15 protein-coding genes are annotated in these 17,757 nt (G+C 63.7%); 9 read left to right on the plus strand and 6 right to left on the minus strand.

The features are described from left to right. Positions 1-2: 2 nt before the first annotated feature. The 5 genes from ureC to GA615_RS05460 form a co-directional block, all read right to left on the minus strand. Positions 3-1,724 (minus strand): urease subunit alpha, encoded by a 1,722-nt coding sequence (gene ureC / locus GA615_RS05440; RefSeq protein ID WP_152050255.1) that lies wholly within the window; start codon positions 1,722-1,724, stop codon positions 3-5. 53 nt (positions 1,725-1,777) lie between these two features. Next, positions 1,778-2,155, minus strand: coding sequence for an urease subunit beta (gene ureB, locus GA615_RS05445; protein WP_152050256.1), 378 nt, complete (start codon positions 2,153-2,155; stop codon positions 1,778-1,780). Positions 2,156-2,180: 25 nt separating this feature from the next. After that, a complete protein-coding gene (locus GA615_RS05450) occupies positions 2,181-2,483 on the minus strand; it encodes an urease subunit gamma (RefSeq protein WP_152050257.1) in 303 nt (100 codons plus the stop codon). A 36-nt stretch (positions 2,484-2,519) separates the two neighbouring features. After that, positions 2,520-3,521 carry an urea transporter gene (locus tag GA615_RS05455; protein ID WP_152050258.1) on the minus strand — a complete coding sequence of 334 codons (1,002 nt, stop codon included), beginning with the start codon at positions 3,519-3,521 and terminating at the stop codon, positions 2,520-2,522. Positions 3,522-3,584: 63 nt separating this feature from the next. Continuing rightward, on the minus strand, positions 3,585-4,304 hold the full coding sequence (locus GA615_RS05460) for a carbonic anhydrase (protein WP_152050259.1): 720 nt from the start codon (positions 4,302-4,304) through the stop codon (positions 3,585-3,587). Between the two features lie 488 nt (positions 4,305-4,792). Here GA615_RS05460 and GA615_RS05465 point away from each other — a divergent pair, with 488 nt between their 5' ends. From GA615_RS05465 to GA615_RS05475, 3 genes are all read left to right on the plus strand, one after another. Then, positions 4,793-6,103 carry an outer membrane beta-barrel protein gene (locus GA615_RS05465; RefSeq protein ID WP_152050260.1) on the plus strand — a complete coding sequence of 437 codons (1,311 nt, stop codon included), beginning with the start codon at positions 4,793-4,795 and terminating at the stop codon, positions 6,101-6,103. A gap of 282 nt (positions 6,104-6,385) precedes the next feature. Next, complete coding sequence (locus GA615_RS05470) at positions 6,386-6,973, plus strand: RNA polymerase sigma factor (RefSeq protein ID WP_152050261.1); 588 nt, start codon at positions 6,386-6,388, stop codon at positions 6,971-6,973. A 57-nt stretch (positions 6,974-7,030) separates the two neighbouring features. Continuing rightward, complete coding sequence (locus tag GA615_RS05475; protein ID WP_152050262.1) at positions 7,031-9,607, plus strand: serine/threonine-protein kinase; 2,577 nt, start codon at positions 7,031-7,033, stop codon at positions 9,605-9,607. Positions 9,608-9,643: 36 nt separating this feature from the next. On the opposite strand, the gene GA615_RS05480 is transcribed toward GA615_RS05475, so the two are convergent. Next, complete coding sequence (locus GA615_RS05480; RefSeq protein ID WP_235905105.1) at positions 9,644-11,323, minus strand: OprO/OprP family phosphate-selective porin; 1,680 nt, start codon at positions 11,321-11,323, stop codon at positions 9,644-9,646. 472 nt (positions 11,324-11,795) lie between these two features. On the opposite strand from GA615_RS05480, the gene GA615_RS05485 reads away from it, so the two are divergent. From GA615_RS05485 to GA615_RS05510, 6 genes are all read left to right on the plus strand, one after another. Continuing rightward, positions 11,796-12,503: a hypothetical protein gene (locus tag GA615_RS05485; RefSeq protein WP_152050263.1), complete on the plus strand. Its 708-nt coding sequence runs from the start codon at positions 11,796-11,798 to the stop codon at positions 12,501-12,503. A gap of 38 nt (positions 12,504-12,541) precedes the next feature. Beyond that, positions 12,542-13,843 carry an efflux RND transporter periplasmic adaptor subunit gene (locus GA615_RS05490; protein ID WP_152050264.1) on the plus strand — a complete coding sequence of 434 codons (1,302 nt, stop codon included), beginning with the start codon at positions 12,542-12,544 and terminating at the stop codon, positions 13,841-13,843. A gap of 92 nt (positions 13,844-13,935) precedes the next feature. Further along, the gene (locus GA615_RS05495; RefSeq protein WP_152050390.1) at positions 13,936-14,595 is read left to right on the plus strand and encodes an ABC transporter ATP-binding protein; all 660 of its coding nucleotides are present in this window, start codon (positions 13,936-13,938) and stop codon (positions 14,593-14,595) included. Next, positions 14,589-15,803, plus strand: coding sequence for an ABC transporter permease (locus GA615_RS05500; RefSeq protein WP_235905107.1), 1,215 nt, complete (start codon positions 14,589-14,591; stop codon positions 15,801-15,803). The genes GA615_RS05495 and GA615_RS05500 overlap by 7 nt, the downstream gene beginning before the upstream one ends. 129 nt (positions 15,804-15,932) lie before the next feature. Further along, positions 15,933-16,271, plus strand: a complete 339-nt coding sequence (locus tag GA615_RS05505; RefSeq protein WP_152050265.1) for a hypothetical protein — start codon at positions 15,933-15,935, stop codon at positions 16,269-16,271. 368 nt (positions 16,272-16,639) lie between these two features. After that, positions 16,640-17,644, plus strand: a complete 1,005-nt coding sequence (locus tag GA615_RS05510) for a sodium:calcium antiporter (protein WP_201750112.1) — start codon at positions 16,640-16,642, stop codon at positions 17,642-17,644. The last annotated feature ends 113 nt before the right edge of the window (positions 17,645-17,757 follow it).

The following is a 17,757-nucleotide window of genomic DNA, read 5'->3' on the forward strand; positions in this document are numbered from 1 at the left end:
GGTTAGAACAGGAAGTAACGCTGGGTCATTGGGAGTTCGGCCAGCGGCTCGCTGCCGACCTTCTCGCCGTCGACACGGACCTCGTAGGTATCGGGGTCGACCTTGATCTCGGGCGTGGCCTCGTTCCGCTTCATGTCTTTCTTGCCCACGGTGCGGCAGCCATCGACCGCCACCACCTCGCGGTGGAGGCCGTAGCGATCGACGATGCCTTGCTCCAGCGAGGCCTTTGAGACGAAGGTCAGGCACGACTTCGAGAGGGCCCGTCCGTACGTCGCGAACTGGGGACGCATGTAGACCGGCTGGGGCGTGGCGATGCTCGCGTTCGGGTCTCCCATCTGGGCGCAGACGATCATTCCGCCCTTGAGTACCAGGAACGGCTTGACCCCGAAATAGGCCGGCTCGTAGATGACAAGATCGGCCAGCTTGCCCGCCTCGATGCTGCCGACGTGCTGGGCGATGCCGTGGCTGAGGGCGGGGTTGATCGTGTACTTGGCGACGTAGCGCTTCACCCGCTCGTTGTCATTGCGGGCCGAGTCGCTCGCCATCGCCCCGTACTGGACCTTCATCTTGTGCGCGGTTTGCCAGCATCGAACGATCGCCTCGCCGATCCGGCCCATGGCCTGGGAGTCGGAACTCATCATGCTGATGATGCCCCGGTCGTGGAAGATGTCCTCGGCGCCGATCGTCTCGGCCCGGATGCGGCTCTCGGCGAAGGCAACATCCTCGGGAATGTCACGCGAGAGGTGGTGGCAGACCATCAACATATCGAGGTGTTCGTCGATGGTGTTGACGGTGAACGGCCGGGTTGGGTTGGTGCTGGAGGGCAAGACATTCGGCAAGGCCGCGATGCTGATGATGTCTGGGGCGTGACCGCCACCGGCTCCCTCGGTGTGGAAGCTGTGGATGGTCCGGCCCTTCATGGCGGCGACCGAATCTTCCAGGAAGCCGGATTCATTGAGCGTATCGGTATGAATGGCAATCTGGATGTCGTAGCGGTCGGCCACGGAGAGGCTGGTGTCGATGACCGCGGGGGTGGTGCCCCAGTCCTCGTGCAGTTTCAAGGCGCAGGCGCCGGCCTCGATCTGCTCGTCGAGCGGCTTGGCCAGGCTGCTATTCCCCTTGCCCATAACGCCGACGTTGATCGGCAAACCCTCGAATGCCTGGAGCATTCGCATGATGTACCAGGGGCCGGGGGTACAGGTTGTCGCCCAGGTGCCGGTGGCCGAGCCGGTGCCGCCGCCGATGAGGGTGGTGATGCCCGACGCCAGGGCCGTCTCGATTTGCTGGGGGCAGATGAAGTGGATGTGCGTATCGACCCCGCCAGCGACGACGATTTTCCCCTCGGCGGCGATGATCTCCGTCCCCGGGCCGATGACGAGCCTTGGGTCGACGCCGTCCTGGGTCAGGGGGTTGCCCGACTTACCGACGGCGACGATCCGGCCTTCCCGAATGCCAATGTCTCCCTTGACGATTCCCCAGTAGTCGATGATCACGGCGTTGGTGATGACCAGATCGCAGTGAGGGGGGCTCATCGGTTCTTCGAGCGGGCACTGGTCCTGACCGTCTCGGATGGACTTGCCGCCGCCGAAGATCGACTCCTCGCCGTAGTCGGTCGAGTCGTGTTCAATTTCGATGATCAGCTCGGTGTCGGCCAGGCGGATGCGATCGCCCTTGGTCGGCCCGTACTTCTTGGCGTAGGCCTTGCGGGAGAGTCGGACGCTCATCGTGAAGTCGTCTCCGGGAGTGGGCCGATCGGCCCGAAATTGCGGCCGACGGATCACTCGGACGGCGAGTGACCGTACCCCTGGTCCTTGAAGCGTTGAAGGCTCGTCGTTCGGATGTACGGGTCGTCGAGCCGACCCGACACGAGCGCGTTGAAGCCGTAGACGACGCGACGGCCACCGTAAGGAATGAGGTTCACCGTTTTGACCTCTCCCGGCTCGAATCGCACGGAGGTGCCGCTGGGCAGGTCTGGCCTCATGCCGTAGGCCTTCTCGCGGTCGAAGACGAGGGCCCGGTTCACCTCAAAGAAATGATAGTGAGCACCAATCTGGACCGGACGGTCGCCGGTGTTGTTGACCGTCAGCGTCACGATCGGCCGGCCCGCGTTGAGCTCCAGATCGTCGTCGTCAAAGAAGTACTCACCAGGAACCATGATCATCCTCCCAGGTTCGCAAGGGTCAGCGGATCGGATTGTGGACGGTGACGAGCTTGCTGCCGTCGGGGAAGGTTGGCTCGACCTGGATCATCGAGATCATCTCGGCGACGCCCTCCATCACGTCGTCTCTCGTGAGAATTTCCCGGCCGGCGCTCATGATTTCGGCAACCGACTTGCCGTCACGGGCCATTTCCATTAACTCGGCGGTGATGAGCGCGGTCGCTTCAGGCACGTTCAGCTTCAGGCCACGCTGCTTGCGCTGCCGGGCCACCTGAGCGGCCACGAAGATCAAGAGCTTGTCCCGTTCCTGGGGAGAGAGGTTCATGGGTTGATCGGCTCCCGACGGCGGAAGGTAGTGGGATCAGGTGGTCTCGGTCTCGGCGGCGGGCGGGTGCTCGCGGACGTAGGTCTCGGTGGCCGGGACGCCAGGCCCAGGAAGGAACCTTCCGTCGAACCAGCCAAGAACCAGGACACTCCAGGTGGCGAGGATGAACGGCGCCGTGAGTGCGGGCACGCCGAGCATCGGGACGAATTCGGTCAACGGCACCGAGATGAGAATGCCCAGCACAGGCGGGATCAAGGATCGCCGCCAGATGAACAGCGCCAGGGCTGCCAGGGTCGCGTTGTAACTGTAAAGGCCGAGGGTAATGTTCTCGATCAGGAAACGCTGGATGAGCCGTTCCGGGTCGAGGGCGCGCATCTCCGGGGTCACGTGGTAGTTGGCCGCCAGCACCCCCATCGCCGAGGCGACCAGCACCCAAACGCCATGCCGCCAGTTGTTGAGCGAGATGCCGAGCAGGAAGAGGACCGCGGTGCCGATGTTGGCCTGAAACATCACCTGGCTGATCCCGTTGGCCACGGCCCGGACGACGCTGCCCGCGACCGCCGGATCACCCGGGCCCACCGGGACGGCGCCAAGCGATGGCCCGATCAGGAAGAGCACCCAGGCCATGAGAACGAACGGGCTGGTGTACGTCGGGAAGGGAAGGGACGTGCGGAAGACCCGCGTCAGAAGCGTCGCCGCCACGCCACCAACGAGCAGGAGCACCAGGCTTGAGACGTTCGGCTGAAAGAAGAAAAAGGTGGCGATTCCGACCAAAGCCGCATTGAATCCGAAGATCCCGGCTGCGGCCTCCTCGGCGTCGAACGACAGCAGGCGAGCGGTCCCCAGGCCGATGACTGCTCCCGCGACTGCCCCGGCGGCCATCACGGGGGAACTCAGCGCGATCCCGAGGACAAAGCAGAGGCCGGTCAGGGCGTTCTCCTGGAAGAAAACCTGGCCAATGCCACGAAAGACCGCCAGCACCGGGGCCGGGATGGCTTCGGTCGATTGCGAGCGCGCGGAGAGGGAGAGTGGACTCACAGATGAAGATCCGACTGGTCCTGGGGTGCGGACTCGTCAACGCAAGAGCGACCGATTTGAGGCTCAGTCCAGCAGATCGACGGTTCCCGATCGCAGCCGATAGAGACCGCCGACGACCTTCAACTCGCCCGACTCGACCAGTTCGGGAAGAATCGGGCCGCTCGTCTTGAGGCTGCCGACGCATCGCCGGATATTCGCCTGGATCACGTTGTCGAGCCGATCGCCAGGCTTCCCCTCGGCGTCGGCCACGGCGGGCTTGATGATCTTTACCAGGGCGTCGATTGAGCCGGGCAGCGGTTCGTCGGACTCGGACCGGGCAATTGCCCCCTCAACCGCGCCGCACTTGTCGTGGCCCAGTACCAGGATCAACCGGGCACCCAGGACGGCGACGGCGAACTCGATGCTCCCCTGCACGATCGGCCCCGACCCGGTCACGTGGTTGCCGGCCACCCGGACGACGAACAGGTCACCCACCCCCTGATCAAAGACCAGTTCGGGGGGGACTCGGGAGTCGGCACAGGCGACGATGATCGCCGATGGGGCCTGGCCCTCGGCCAGTTGCGCGAAGTCCTCCGGACGGCGGCGGCTGAGGAGGGAGGGCGTTCCATTGACGAACCGGCGGTTTCCCTCCATCAGTTTGGCGAGGACCGCGTCGGGGTCCTGGGTCCGAACTCCCGATCCGAACGAGCGGGTTGTTCCCGACCACGCGACGCCGAAAGCCCCCGACGCCAGAGCGGTCGCCTGGACAAACGCACGACGGGAGAACCGGTTCAAAGATCGCATTGACGAACGCTCCTCAGATTGAGGCCACCGGCGCCCAATTGCGCTGCAAACATCCGAAGCTCACACGATCGATTTTCAATCGGATCGAGGAAAAGGGAGATCGGGCTGACGAGAGGATCACCCGATGGTAACACCTCGCATCGTCTGCGTGCGTTGCTCGTCTATTCGAGATTATCGTACCTTCAAGACTATTGTGCCGATCGCAAAAAACCTCTCTCGATTTTTCAAATTTCTCGAAATCTTTCCTGAGTTTGAGGTCCTGAAGGGCAAGCCCCTGGTGCATTCAACGCAGGGAACGGAAGACTTGACGAGGCGATCGGGGCGAACGGCGGTTGCGTTGTCTTTTCGGCAAATCTGGATTTCATTCAGGGACCGGGCCGCGGATTCCGAAAATTCCGATCGTCCCGAGCGACAGAATCGGGGCAGCCTCCCTCGCCAGGATCGGCGAACGAAGGCGTCGCATCGGACGCTTTAGGAAAGGATTTCCGATGGCGAGACTTTCGAGGATTGGAGCCCTGTTGACGGTCATAGCCGTCACGGCGAGTCCGGCGGGAGGGCAGGAGATTCCGCCGCCTCAGCGCACCTTCGGAGATGTGTCGGGCTCATACTACGGCAGGGGCCTGGAACCCGAGTCCTTGCCGGCCGAGATTGCCGAAGACGTTGCCGGGGCCTCGGGGGAGTTCCGGCTAGGGCCCACCCCGGTCTCGGAGGTCGGCCTGCTTCGAAACCTGTTCGGGCTCTCCGAGGAACCCGGCTCGCTTCGCACGTTCGGGTGGGTGGAGGGGGGCTACACGGGTGCTTCGACCGGACCGGGCCTGCTCCGAGTCCAGCCGAGGCAAAACCGTTTCGGAAACGAGTTTCTGCTCAACCAGATCGGCCTGGTTGTCCAGAAACCGCTTCGACAGGACGCGTTCGACCTCGGGTTCACCGTCCGCTACTTTGCCGGGGCCGACGCCGCCCTCGGCCAGCCGAAAGGCGGGATCGACTTCCCACCTGGAAACCCCCGGTTCGGCCACGACTTCCGTGACCTCTTCCTCGACGTCCACCTGCCGATCCTGACCGAACGCGGCCTCGACTTCAAAATCGGCCGGATGAACACGATCATCGGCTACAACGGCTTTCTCGCCCCCTACCGGCCGCTCTACTCCAGCGACTATCAGTTCTTTTACGCTCAGGACGGTGCCTTCACCGGATTCCTGGCCAACCTGCACCTGAACGACCGCCTGGATGTTTGGAGCGGGATGACGCTGGGGGCCAACACCTTCTTCACCCTGCGAAGCCCGAATTCGTATTGCTACATCGGTCAGGTCAACTACTGGCTGACCGAGGAGCGCCGTACTCGACTGACCGGCTCGGTCTACGCCGGCCCCGACGCAATCTTCGCGGCTCCGGGGCTTAACGGAGACTTTGTGACGATGGTCGAATTGCGGCTCCAGCAGAACTGGAGCCCGAGGCTCACGCAGATCATTCAGAACAACATGGGGTGGGACGCCAACACTCCCGTCGGAACGGGGTCGTTTTACGGGCTGTACTCGATCCTCATCTATCACGCGGCACCGAAACTCGACACCATCCTTCGCACCGAGTGGTTCAGCGATCCCCAGGGGACGAGGACCGGATTCGCCACGGATTACGCCGCGGTCACCTTCGGGATCAACTGGCATCCGAACCGCATTCTGGAGGTCCGGCCGGAGATCCGAGGCGATTTCGCCGGCGATCCGGCCTTCGGCACCAGTGATACTCTGGGAGGCCGTTCCAGTCAGCTCACCGGAGGGATCAGTTTCCTCGTCAAGTACTGAGCCAGGAGGGTGATCCGGCAGGAATCCAGGCCCGGAGATCGCCCTCTCGGAACGATCGCCACCGCCTCTTGCCGCCTGATCATCAACCATTGAGAGACAGAGGGCGATTCTTCAATTCCCTGCATCGAGGCATCGGGGCCGAGGCCGTCGTGATTCCCTTGCGGCCCGGGGAAATCGCAGCGCAAACGTACACCCTGTTTACGTGCTGAATATCCGGGAGTAACCTATCGGTGAGATCGGGAGTCTTCAACAAGTTCCTCTCAGACGGAAGGGCATTCCGCAATGGAATCCCGAACCCCGCTCAGTCTGCTCGATCGGCTCCGGGATGACCCGAATTCCGAGGAAGCCTGGGTGGAGTTCCATATCCGCTACGGGAAGGTTCTTTACACCTGGTGCCGACGTTGGGGACTCCAGCCAAGTGACGCCGAGGACGTGACTCAGGACACCCTGCTCGCCGTCTCGCGGCAAATCAAGGATTTCCACTACGACCCCAACGGCAGCTTTCGGGCCTGGATGAAGACCATCGCCTACCGGCTCTGGATTCGGGTCGTCGAGCGAAGCGCCCGGCAGGCCGCGATCGGTGGCAACGCCGCGCTGGAGGAACTGGCTTCGGTCGCCGCTCGTGATGACCTGGCTCGATTCTGTGAGGCCCAGGCCAGACAGGTGATTTTGGAACAGGCGTTTGACCGGGTCAGAAATCGCGTCTCCCCAAATACCTGGGAGGCCTTCCGGCTGACGGCCCTTGAAGACCGCAGCGGGGCCGAGGTCGCCCGAGCGCTCGGCCTGACCATCGGCGACGTCTACAACGCTCGTTGGCGCGTGCAACAACTGCTCCGGGACGCGGTCCGAACGCTGGATCCGGATGCTTGAATTTCCTCGCCCGGGGGATCGATCCGCAATGCCGGCTGTCGTAGGAACACGCCTCGCATGACCACGGGATGCCCAGGAGAGGCCTCGCTTCGGGGCTTCCTCGAGCGCGAGGGTGACCAACTCGACGCAGAGGCCATCGAGAAACACGTCTCGAACTGCGATGCATGTCAGGCCCTACTCGATCTCTGGACCGACCTACCCTCTGAGTTCCAGAGTTGGCTCACCGGACTCGACGACGCAAACCATGACGAAACCCCGGTCGGACGGCTGCTCGATGATCGCATCCGATCGGCGCTTCTCAAGTGCAATGCCCAGACCTCGCACGACAAGGATGACGAGAGGCCGTGCCTCGATCGGGTTGGCCCCTATCGTATTCAGCGTCGCTCCGGAGCCGGAGGGATGGGCATCGTATTTGAAGCGGTCGATACGAGACTCGGCCGCCGGGTGGCTCTGAAGATGATTTTGGGCTCGGCCGAGGGCTCGGGGCCCGTGCCAGTTGATCGCTTTCGGCGTGAGGGGGCAGTGCTGGCGGCCCTGAACCATCCAAACATTGTCCCTGTTTACGAAGTGGGAGAACACAACGGCCAGCCGTATCTCGTCCTGGAGTTCGTCCCCGGAGGCACTCTCTCCCAGCGGGCCGGAGGCCGCCCTTTGCCTCCCCGAGAGGCAGCCCGGGTGGTCGGTACCCTCGCCGGTGCGGTCCAGTACGCCCATGAGCAGGGAGTCATCCATCGAGACCTGAAGCCGGGGAACATCCTGTTGAAACCGACCCCGGGATCGAGTGTCGGAGGGGAGACCGACGACCGTCCTCCGATCGGAGGCGAATGGCTGATGATCGCCGACTTCGGCCTGGCCCGATGGCGGCGTGATCTGGCCGAGCTGACCCGATCTGGCCAACCGGTTGGCACCCCGGCCTACATGGCCCCGGAACAGGCCGCGGGCCTCGGCGAAGGGATCGGCCCTGCCGTCGACATCTACGCGCTGGGCGTCATCCTCTACGAACTGCTCACGGGTCGCCCCCCCTTTCAGGCCGAGACCATCGCCAGCACCCTGCGGATGGTCCAGGAATCGGACGCCCTCTCACCTCGGACCCTCCAGCCGGGAGTTCCCCGAGATCTGGAGACGATTACCCTGAAGTGCCTGGATAAAGACCCTCGCCGACGATACGCCAGCGCCGGGGCTCTGGCGGCCGACCTCGATCGCTTCCTGGAGCATCGCTCGATCGTCGCCCGGCCGATTCGACCGGCCGGACGTGCCTGGCGCTGGTGCCGCCGCAATCCTGGGTTCGCGGCCGTCCTCGCCATCACCGCCGCCCTGCTTGTGGCTCTGGTTGTCGGCTCCATCTCCTTCGCCATCGTCCAGGCCGACCTCCGCCGCCAGACCGAGCTTCGCGAACGCCAGGCCCGCCAGAATGCCGCCGACGCCCGAGCCGCCCGCGACCTCGCCAGTCTCAGCCTTCAGCGTGCCCTGACCGGTTACTCCAGCGTCGTCGACGGCGTGCTGGCCATCAGCCCATTTGATAACCCAAAGGTCCGTTCCGTCCAGGACACCGGCCACCGAATTCTGTCGGAATGGTGTGTCGAGTATCTTGATTCCTTGCAGCCGGGCGTCGCCTGGACGATCGCCGATATCCAGGTCGCCCTCACGCTCGCCCGGGTTCGGTACGATCTCGACCAGGAGTCCGAGGCCGAGCCTCTCCTGTCCGAGGCCTGGGAAGCGGCCCGGAGGCTGGGCGGGTTCGACCAGAGTGATTCCAGGGCAATCCAGCTTCTGGCGGTCTCATCCATGCGACTGGGCAATACGCTCAATCAGAAGGGCCGTCAGAGCGATGCGATCAAGTCCTATGAATTGTCCGACCGCCTCCTCGTGGACCTGCTCCGCGCCGATCCCGGCGAGTCATATTATCTCAATATGCGATTCGGACTCCTCGGCAACCTCGCGTCGACGCTCGCCAGGCTCGGCCGTGTGGAGGAGGCGATTCAGGCAGAGCGGGAGGGCATCCGGATGCTGGAGGCACTGGTGGAGACCCACCCGGGTGATTCGAACCACCCGATCGAGCTTGGTCTCCGGGCCGCCCGAGTCGGGAGGCTGCACCTCGACTCCGGGCAGTGGGAGGATGCCTGGTCTACCCTCTCCACGGCCCTCGAACAGTTGGAACTCGTGCCTGCCGACTCCCCTCGAATCAACGAGGTTCGCAAGGCGCAAATCAATGGACTTCGAGCACGGGCACGGGCCGGCTACCACCTCGGCCGCCTCGAAGCCGTTGTGCCCGACCTCGAGAGGGCTCTCTCGATGACCAGGAATCCGAGAGAGCGATGGGAACTGCAAATTCAATCCATCGAGGCCCGGGTCCGGGTTGGAATTCTGGACGGTGCTGTCGATGACGCGGAGGCCCTCCTTGCGGACACCGAAGCAGTCACCGCGTACCCCCTGGAGATTGCAAATGTGTTCGCCCTGCTCGCTGGCGATCCGTCCCTCCCCCCTCCGGCCCACGAACTCCTGAAGGAAAAAGTGGTCCAGCTCATCAAGACGGCACAATCCACCGGAAGGCTCAACGACCCTGACGTGATAAAGGAGCTTTTCGTGGCTCCCGACCTCGCTCCGCTCCGATCCCTGCTCAACTCGCCCCAGTGACGAACGAGTCTCGGTCCTCGTCAGCTGCGTTCATGATCAGAAATAAAGCTGGAACCGCAGCCAGAACATATCGGCCGTCTCCTGGAAGCGTCCCGGAGCGTAGAGGACAGGGTCGTCGAAGCCGCCGTGCAGCCAGAACATGTAAATCTTGACGTATTCGTTCCAGTACCAGTTCACTCCCAGCTCCGTCGTGGCGGCCTGGTTCGACCAGAGGTTTCGGTCGGCCAGTCCGGCGTTAAAGACCTCCTCGCCCATCGCCAGTGTGCTGAAGCGACCGGTCAGCTCCCAGGCCCCCAACCCTCGCCGCTGACCCTTCCGGGTGGGGATGAGCGGACGGAGCGGGTAGAGGCGAGTCCGGCGCTCGACTTCCTCGCCGGTCAGGAAGTAACCCCCGGCGACGTAGAATCCTGAGAACGGCACCCGGGTTGACCCGGCCGCAGGCGAGGCCGCGTAGCCGCCGTAGCCGTACTGCCACTCGCCGATCAGGGACAGGCTCTGATGGAAATAGGCCGCGTGGACCGAGCCGATCAGGCGGTCGCCTCGCTCCTGGACTCCTCGGTTGAGAATCAGGAACGGCACCGTGCCCGCACCCGGGATGTCTGCGTTTGGCGAACCGCCGCCGATCCGAAACGATGCCGGGACAGGCGGCTGGTCCTGGCGACCAAAAGCGACCGAGGCGCCCAGGTTCAGGAATCGGGCCATCGGCAACCCTTCGGATTGCTGAAACGGCCGGGCGTTGACATAGCCGACCAGGTCCAGAGCATTGTTGAACGCCTCGAACGAATTGCGCGAGCCGTTGAAAACACCGGCTGCATAGTCGAGCCGCTTGTCAAAGAGGTAGCCCCATCCCATCGCGCCGAACTGGCGGTTGAGGGACAGATTGGTGGTAAAGATCGACCGCTCGGGCGTTAGCAGCCAGTAGTTCGAGATCGCGAACTGATCGTAAAACATGGGGGTGAAGAATCGGCCCAGGCGGAGCTCGAAGCGGTCGTCGAAATGGAGGTTGACGAAGGCGTTCAGGATGTTCAGGGTCCCGAAGCCGCGATTGATCGAGAATTCGTACTCGATCGGTCGGGTGAAATTTCCACTGAAGAAGATCCGCTGCCGAGGGAGGAAGATGCCGCTGTTGGCCGGCTGCTGGTCGATCGGGTCCCAGAATCGGCCCTCGATCTGGGACTCATAATGAATCCGAAGCCGAAATTTTCCCTCGTCGGACTGGAGCAGGAACCCGCCCAGCTCGGCAATGCTCGGCCTCGGATAGCCCGGGATCGGGTCAACAGGCGCGAGTTGCTCCTCGGTGTAGTCGGGAACCGGGGTCTCGACGGTGGCCGGGTCGGCGGGCATCGGGGCCGCGGGGGCTGCATCGTCAACCGGAAGCTCTGGATCATCGCCGATGCGGATTCGGCCCGAGACCTCGTCGAGCCGTTGAAGGATCAACTGCATCTGCTCGGAATGCTCGGCCCTCGTCCGCATCAGTTCCTCGGCGAGCGCCTGGTTTTGACGCTCCATCTCGAGGAGCCGTTCGGCGAGCTGCTCCACGGTCACCCCTGGCGAGTCACCGACCTCTGCCGGGGCCATCGCCGCGCCCGCACGGGGCAACGACGGCGGCGGCCCAAGGGGTTCCTGCGCCCGAACAAGGGTGCAACCAATCGCAACGCCCCCCCAGACGACAAGCACGCCCCCCCAAGACCTCGCAGCGGTCAATCGGGATCGCACGATCGCGCATCCTCTCCGAGAGGGACCGACCAGCGGCGACCGGCACCGGGAACCCCGAGGGCCAGGCACACCCGTCCGATCGTCCGAGCTGGGCTGTCCCAGGATCGCCTTTGCTCCAGGTCCACCCCAACCCTCCGGGGTGTGGTCGATGAGTCGACCTGTCACGCGCGGCTCCGGGCGGCCGACCATAACCGGCATTCAAATGCGTTGCAATCCGGATTCCGACCTGCCAATCACCATCGCCTGGAGACCGACATCCAACGCTCGATCCGAAGAAGCCAAATCGATTCACTTGCGAATGAGAGACGCAAGGGCGATCGAGCTTCGTCGTCAGACGACCTCGAACGGTACGACGACGGCGGCGAAATTTGCCTCGGCCGAAACTTTTCATCCGTGATTCGGGTACAGTGCTCAACAGACGTCCGCAGGGCGATCCCGGAGTCGTCACGTTCCTGAACGCCGAGATCACGCCATGACCGAATCCGAGCCGAATCGAACAGCGTCATCGGCCGGACCGACGCTCGCTACGATCATGGTGGCCATCCTCGTGATTCAGGCGACGGGCTGGGCCTCAGGGCTGAGAGGGAAGACGCTGGCTGAGGCAGTCGAGCGGGGCGCCGCCCGGGTTGAGGCACAATCGGTCGGCGAGGTGGCCGAGGCGGACATCCGCCGGGCAATCGACAACCAGCGGTCGAGCCTGCGGTTCTGGGCGGTTCTGTCGGCCGTCGGCGACTTCGTCGTCGAACCGTTGGCACCGGCGCTCAGGGCCGTGCTAGCGGCCTCAGGCTTTGCCGCCATCGCGGCCCTCTCGGGCAGGCCGGTTCGTTATGCCGAGGCGATGGCGGAGGCGGCCGCGGCCCAATGGTTCTGGGTGATCGGACTCGGCGTTCAAGTTACGCTGATGATTGTGATGGACCGGACGGAGGTTGAGACGTCTCTGGTCCTGTGGCTCCCGCCAGGCTCCTATCCGGCGGTCTCCTGGATTGCCGCGAGGCAATTCGACCTCTTCGCCCTCCTCGGGTGGATCGCGGTCGGCCGGTCCGGCTGGCGGCTCGGCCTGGTCGGTCCGGTGACGGCGGGAGGGGTTTGTCTGCTGCTTTGGGGGATCGAGGCGTCGCTCCGAATTGGTATGGCGACTCTCTGCGGCGCCGCCATCCGGGCGACGCTGATGCCTCGTTAACGGTCGGAAGGTTGGCGGATTGAGAGGACACGACGACGATGCGACGTACTTTGCTCCTGGGCTCCGGTCTGATCATTCTGGTCGTCGCCCTTGCTGCCGCAAACCTCCGGAGGGACGGGAGCCTCTACGAGCTTGACTGGCAACTGATGAGGACACCGCCACGCGAGGTCGAGCTGGCGACCCCTGTTCGGGCTGAGATCGTCGAAACGATCTCGGCCACCGGTACGGTTGAGCCGGTCGAGGAGGCCGAGATTGCTCCTCAGGTGGTTGGCCGAGTCGTGGCGGTGCATGTGGAGGATGGGGATCGGGTCTCAGCGGGCGACCTCCTGGTGCAGCTTGATCCGACGGAGGCCCAGGCTCGGCTCGCATCGGCCGAGGCGAGGATTGATCGGCTCCGAGCCCTGATTGTCGATGCCGAGGAAGATGTCCAGAAAGCCACGCGCGACCTGGATCGAACCGGAACACTGGCCACCCGCAACGTCGCAACACCGACCGAACTGGCCGACGCCCGGAGCATTCTGGCCAAGTCTCAGGCCTCGCTCGACGTGGCCCGAAACGAGTTGATCGAGAGCGAGGCCATGCGGCGCATGAGCCAGCAGGAATTGCAATACACGGAGATCCGGGCCCCGATTGACGGCGTCGTCGCCGACTGCGAAGTTGAGGTCGGGGAGGTTGCCATCGCGGGCACGACCAACCTGCCGGGAGCCCTGCTGATGTCCATCCTCAACCCTGATCTCATGCAGGTCCGCGCCGACGTGGATGAGACCGACGTTCCCCTCGTTCGAGCCGGCCAGCCCGCCCGAATCTACCTCCAGGCCGACCTGCTGACGGCCATTCCCGGCGTGGTCGGTCGCGTGGCACCCCGAGGGAGGCTGGAGCAGGAGGTCGTCACGTTTGAGACGATCATCCGCGATGAGGGCGGCGACGATTCTCCCCTTCGCCCCGGCATGACGGCCACGGTCGAGATCGAGGTCCGCCGCGCCGCCGACGTCCTAAGCGTCCCCGTCCAGGCCGTCGTGCAACGCAGGCGCAAGGATCTCCCAGACTCTCAAGCCCTCCAGGCGTGGCTCGATCGGCACCCGCTGGCCCCCGGCGAGGCGGTCACGGATCTCGGCGCTCGCTACGTGACAACCTCCTTCGTGGCAATCGACGGAAAGGCCCGGGCCCGTCCTGTCGAAGTCGGTCTGAGCGACGAACGCCGCGTCGAGATCCGAAGCGGGCTCGAGCCCGACGACCTCGTCATCGTCGGCCCGTTTCGCACGCTCGACGAACTCAAAGATGGCGATCCGATCATCGAGGCCGAACCCGACACAGTGACCGAGATCGAGCAGACGCCGTGATCGCAGACGAACCCTTCCCATCCGACTCGGGGGTGATCGGTGGCGAGTCGCCGCCGGTCATTCTTCTCCAGGGCATTACCAAAACCTATCTGATGGGCACAGAGAAGGTGCGGGCCCTCGACGGAGTCGACCTCCGGATCGACGCGAACGAGTTCGTGGCGATCATGGGGCCTTCGGGATCGGGGAAATCGACCCTGATGAATATCGTCGGCCTGCTTGACGTCCCGACGAGCGGCCAGTACTGGCTCGCCGGTCGGGACGTGGCCCGCCTCTCGCAGTCGGAGCAGGCCCGGGAGCGGGGCCGGCGGATTGGCTTCGTCTTCCAGACCTTCGAGCTGCTCCCCAGACAAACGGCGCTGCGGAACGTCGAGCTTCCGCTGGTCTACTCCGGCGTCCGAGACCGTCGCGCCCGGGCTGTCGAGGCGTTACGCCAGGTCGGGCTGGCCGACCGTATGGGTCATCGCCCGAACCAGATGTCAGGGGGCCAGCGGCAGCGGGTCGCGATTGCTCGGGCCCTTGTGCAGAAGCCTGCCCTCATCCTGGCCGACGAGCCGACGGGGAATCTTGACACCCGCACAAGCGGCGAGATTCTCGACCTGTTCGACGACCTCCACGCCAAGGGGCAGACCATCGTGCTCGTCACCCACGAGCCGGACATCGCCGCTCGCTGCCGACGAGTCGTGCGACTCCGAGACGGCCGGGTCGAGTCCGACGATCCGAGCGGATCGGACGGAGGAGCACTCGGATGCTGATCCTCGCCAACGTCCACACGGCACTCGAACAGATCTGGGCGAACAAGCTGCGATCGGTGCTGACGGTCGTGGGGATCGTCATTGCCGTGACCTCGACGATCACCGTCGTCAGCGTCGTTCAAGGCTTCACCGGCTACGTGGCCGAGTTCCTTCAGGGGCTCGGGACGAATGCCATGTGGATCTGGCCGGAGCGGCCCGGAGGGGAAGCGGGCAAGCGACTCGGGCGGGTGACGCTCGACCTCCGTGATGTCGAGGCCCTGCGGACCGAGTGCTCCACGCTGCGATCCATCTCTCCCCTGATCCCCAGACCCTCGGTGCCCGTGGCGCTCGGTCGGACCGAGGTGACAACCCAGCTTGAGGGTGTTTCAGCCGAGTACCACGCGATCCGCAACCTGCCGGTCGAGGTGGGTCGGCCCTTCGCGTTCCTCGACGTCGAGCGTCGTCATCCGGTCTGCATCCTCGGCCGGGAGGTCTTGCGGAAGCTCGACGCTGGGGATGATCTTGTCGGCCGGACGCTGCTTGTGGACGGTCGACGCTTCCGGGTCGTAGGCATCCTCGCCGAAAAGGGGAGCGTGCTGGGTAATAGCCAGGACGACCTCGTCTTGATTCCCTATACGGTCGCCCTGACCATGTACCCGGCCACCCGCACTTCCATCGCCCTCACCGCCCGAGCCTTCGACGAGGAGCAGGTGCCCGAGGCCAAGGCACAGATCGTCAGCCTGCTCCGCCGTCGGCACCGTCTTGAAGCGTATCAGCCGAACGACTTTCAAATTCGCACGCAGGACGAATTGCTGACGGCCTTCAACAGCATCAGCATCGCGGCGACGGCGGTGCTGGCCGGAATCGTCGGCATCTCGCTGCTCGTCGGCGGCATCGGAATTATGAACGTGATGCTCGTCAGCGTCACCGAACGAACCCGAGAGATCGGCCTTCGCAAGGCCGTCGGCGCCCGTCGACGCGACATCATGCTCCAGTTCCTGACCGAGGCCGTCGGCCTGAGTCTCCTCGGTGGCGGCCTCGGTGTCGGCCTTGGTTATGCCATCACGGCGATCGTCAGTCTCCATCCTCAGATGGTCGACGTGGCCGTCCCGCTCTGGGCCGTTGCCTTGGGCTTTGGCATCTCCGCCGGTACCGGGGTCGTCTTCGGCATCCTTCCTGCCTTGAAGGCCGCCCTGCTGAATCCGATCGACGCCCTTCGGCATGAGTAGTTGTTGAAGCCGGGGCAGCTGATCTTCCAATGATCAGCTGCCCCAAAGTTCGGGCGACATGAAAATTGGCCTCGCTTCATCCCGGGCCATAGAGGGTAGCTGGTCAGACACAAGGGTGTGGGGCGGCTGATGGCCCGGATGGACCGAGAGGCGATCGTTTTCGGTCCACGCACCAGCACGCGAGACCCGGACCATGTGATCTACCCGTATCCGCTCCGAGGGCTGCCGATCGACCACCGCGATCAGATCTGGTCCACCGACATCACCTCCATTCCGCTGGAGCGGGGCTTCATGGATCGGATCTCGCAGATCGACTGGTTCCGCCAATCCGTACTCTGCTGGCGGCTGTCGAACACGCTCGACGGCCGGTTCTTCCCGGAGGTCTGGGAAACAGTCCAGAGCGGAGGTCGGCCCGCGAACTTCAAAACCGATCAGGGAGTGCAGTTCACGGCGAGGGGACGGCCTTGAGGGGTGACACGTCAAATCCGGCCCGAGTAGACTCGACAGGAGGGGGCTACGTTCAAGGTTTCTGACGCGAGAAACCATTGACATCCATGATCCTAAAACAATTGAGAGTACGGAGTTCCTCAAATGGTGTCGATCGGAGGTGCATGGCTTTCGAGAGGGGTGGGGGAGACAGAGTGTTCACATTGATTGAGAGGGGCTTTCCCTCGATGAGCCGTTGCCGTGGTGACGGAAGTCAGCGATTACGAGTGGGCGATCCGTTGGCGACAGACGCTCTTTTTCGACACACGTTCAATTGGCAACGTTGCGACCTTTAACTTCACAAGACCTTACCAATGCACTCGATCAATCCAACTGAATGGGAATTACCGTTGGCCATTTTCGTTTTTACTACATGTACGCTGGTGATTGGAGTGGCGGGCTGGGGGCTGAGCGCCTCGGCGGATCGGTTGGCGGATCGGACCGGATTGGGTGAAGCGGTGACCGGCGCACTTCTGCTGGGAGGTACGACCTCGCTGTCAGGCATCGTGGTGTCGGTGACGGCGGCACTCGATGCCCGCGCGGAACTGGCCATGAGCAATGCGCTGGGAGGAATCGCGGCACAGACGGCCTTCCTGGCCGTGGCCGACATCACCTACCGTCGGGCGAATCTCGAGCATGCCGCCGCATCGACGGCGAACATGATGCAGGGGTCGCTTCTGGTCACCTTGCTGGCCATCGTCCTGGTCGGTGCGTATTCTCCGGAGGTCACTGTCTGGGACATTCACCCCGCCACGCCGATCCTGCTCGCGACGTACCTTTATGGGATCAGCCTGGTCAGGAAATCGCGGACCGATCCGATGTGGCAACCTGAGCTGACCGAAGAAACGCGAACCGATCAGCCGGATCAGGAAACCGAGGGCGTGAGTCTCGGCGGCCTCTGGCTCCGCTTTGGGGGGCTCGCCCTGACCATCGGAGTGGCTGGCTGGGTGCTCAAGCATGCCGCCGTAAGCCTCTCCGAACAAACGGGGCTGACGCAGACGGCGATCGGCATGGTCTTCACCACAGTCTCGACTTCGTTGCCCGAGTTGGTGACCACGATTGCCGCGGTGCGTCGAGGAGCACTGACCCTCGCCGTGGGGGGAATCATCGGGGGAAACGCATTTGATACGCTATTTGTGGCCGCCTCGGACGTCGCGTACCGCGAGGGATCGATCTATCATGCGATCTCGGATCGGTTGGTGTTCTGGATCGCGCTGACCATCCTGATGATTGGAGTCTTGCTGATGGGACTGATTCGGCGGGAGAAGGTGGGTTTCATGCGGATCGGTTTCGAGAGTTGCGTGATCTTGATTCTGTACCTGAGTGCCATCGCCTTGCTGTTTGCCGGTGGATGAGGATGGGCAGGGGGGAGTCGTGTATCCGGCACGGGGAGCTATCGAGCTTCATCAACAACCGTTGAGAGGGTGCGGCAGATCCTTGACAAGTGATTCGAGACGATGAACGATCC

Origin of the sequence: Tautonia marina (genome assembly GCF_009177065.1) — a bacterium.
GTDB lineage: Bacteria > Planctomycetota > Planctomycetia > Isosphaerales > Isosphaeraceae > Tautonia > Tautonia marina.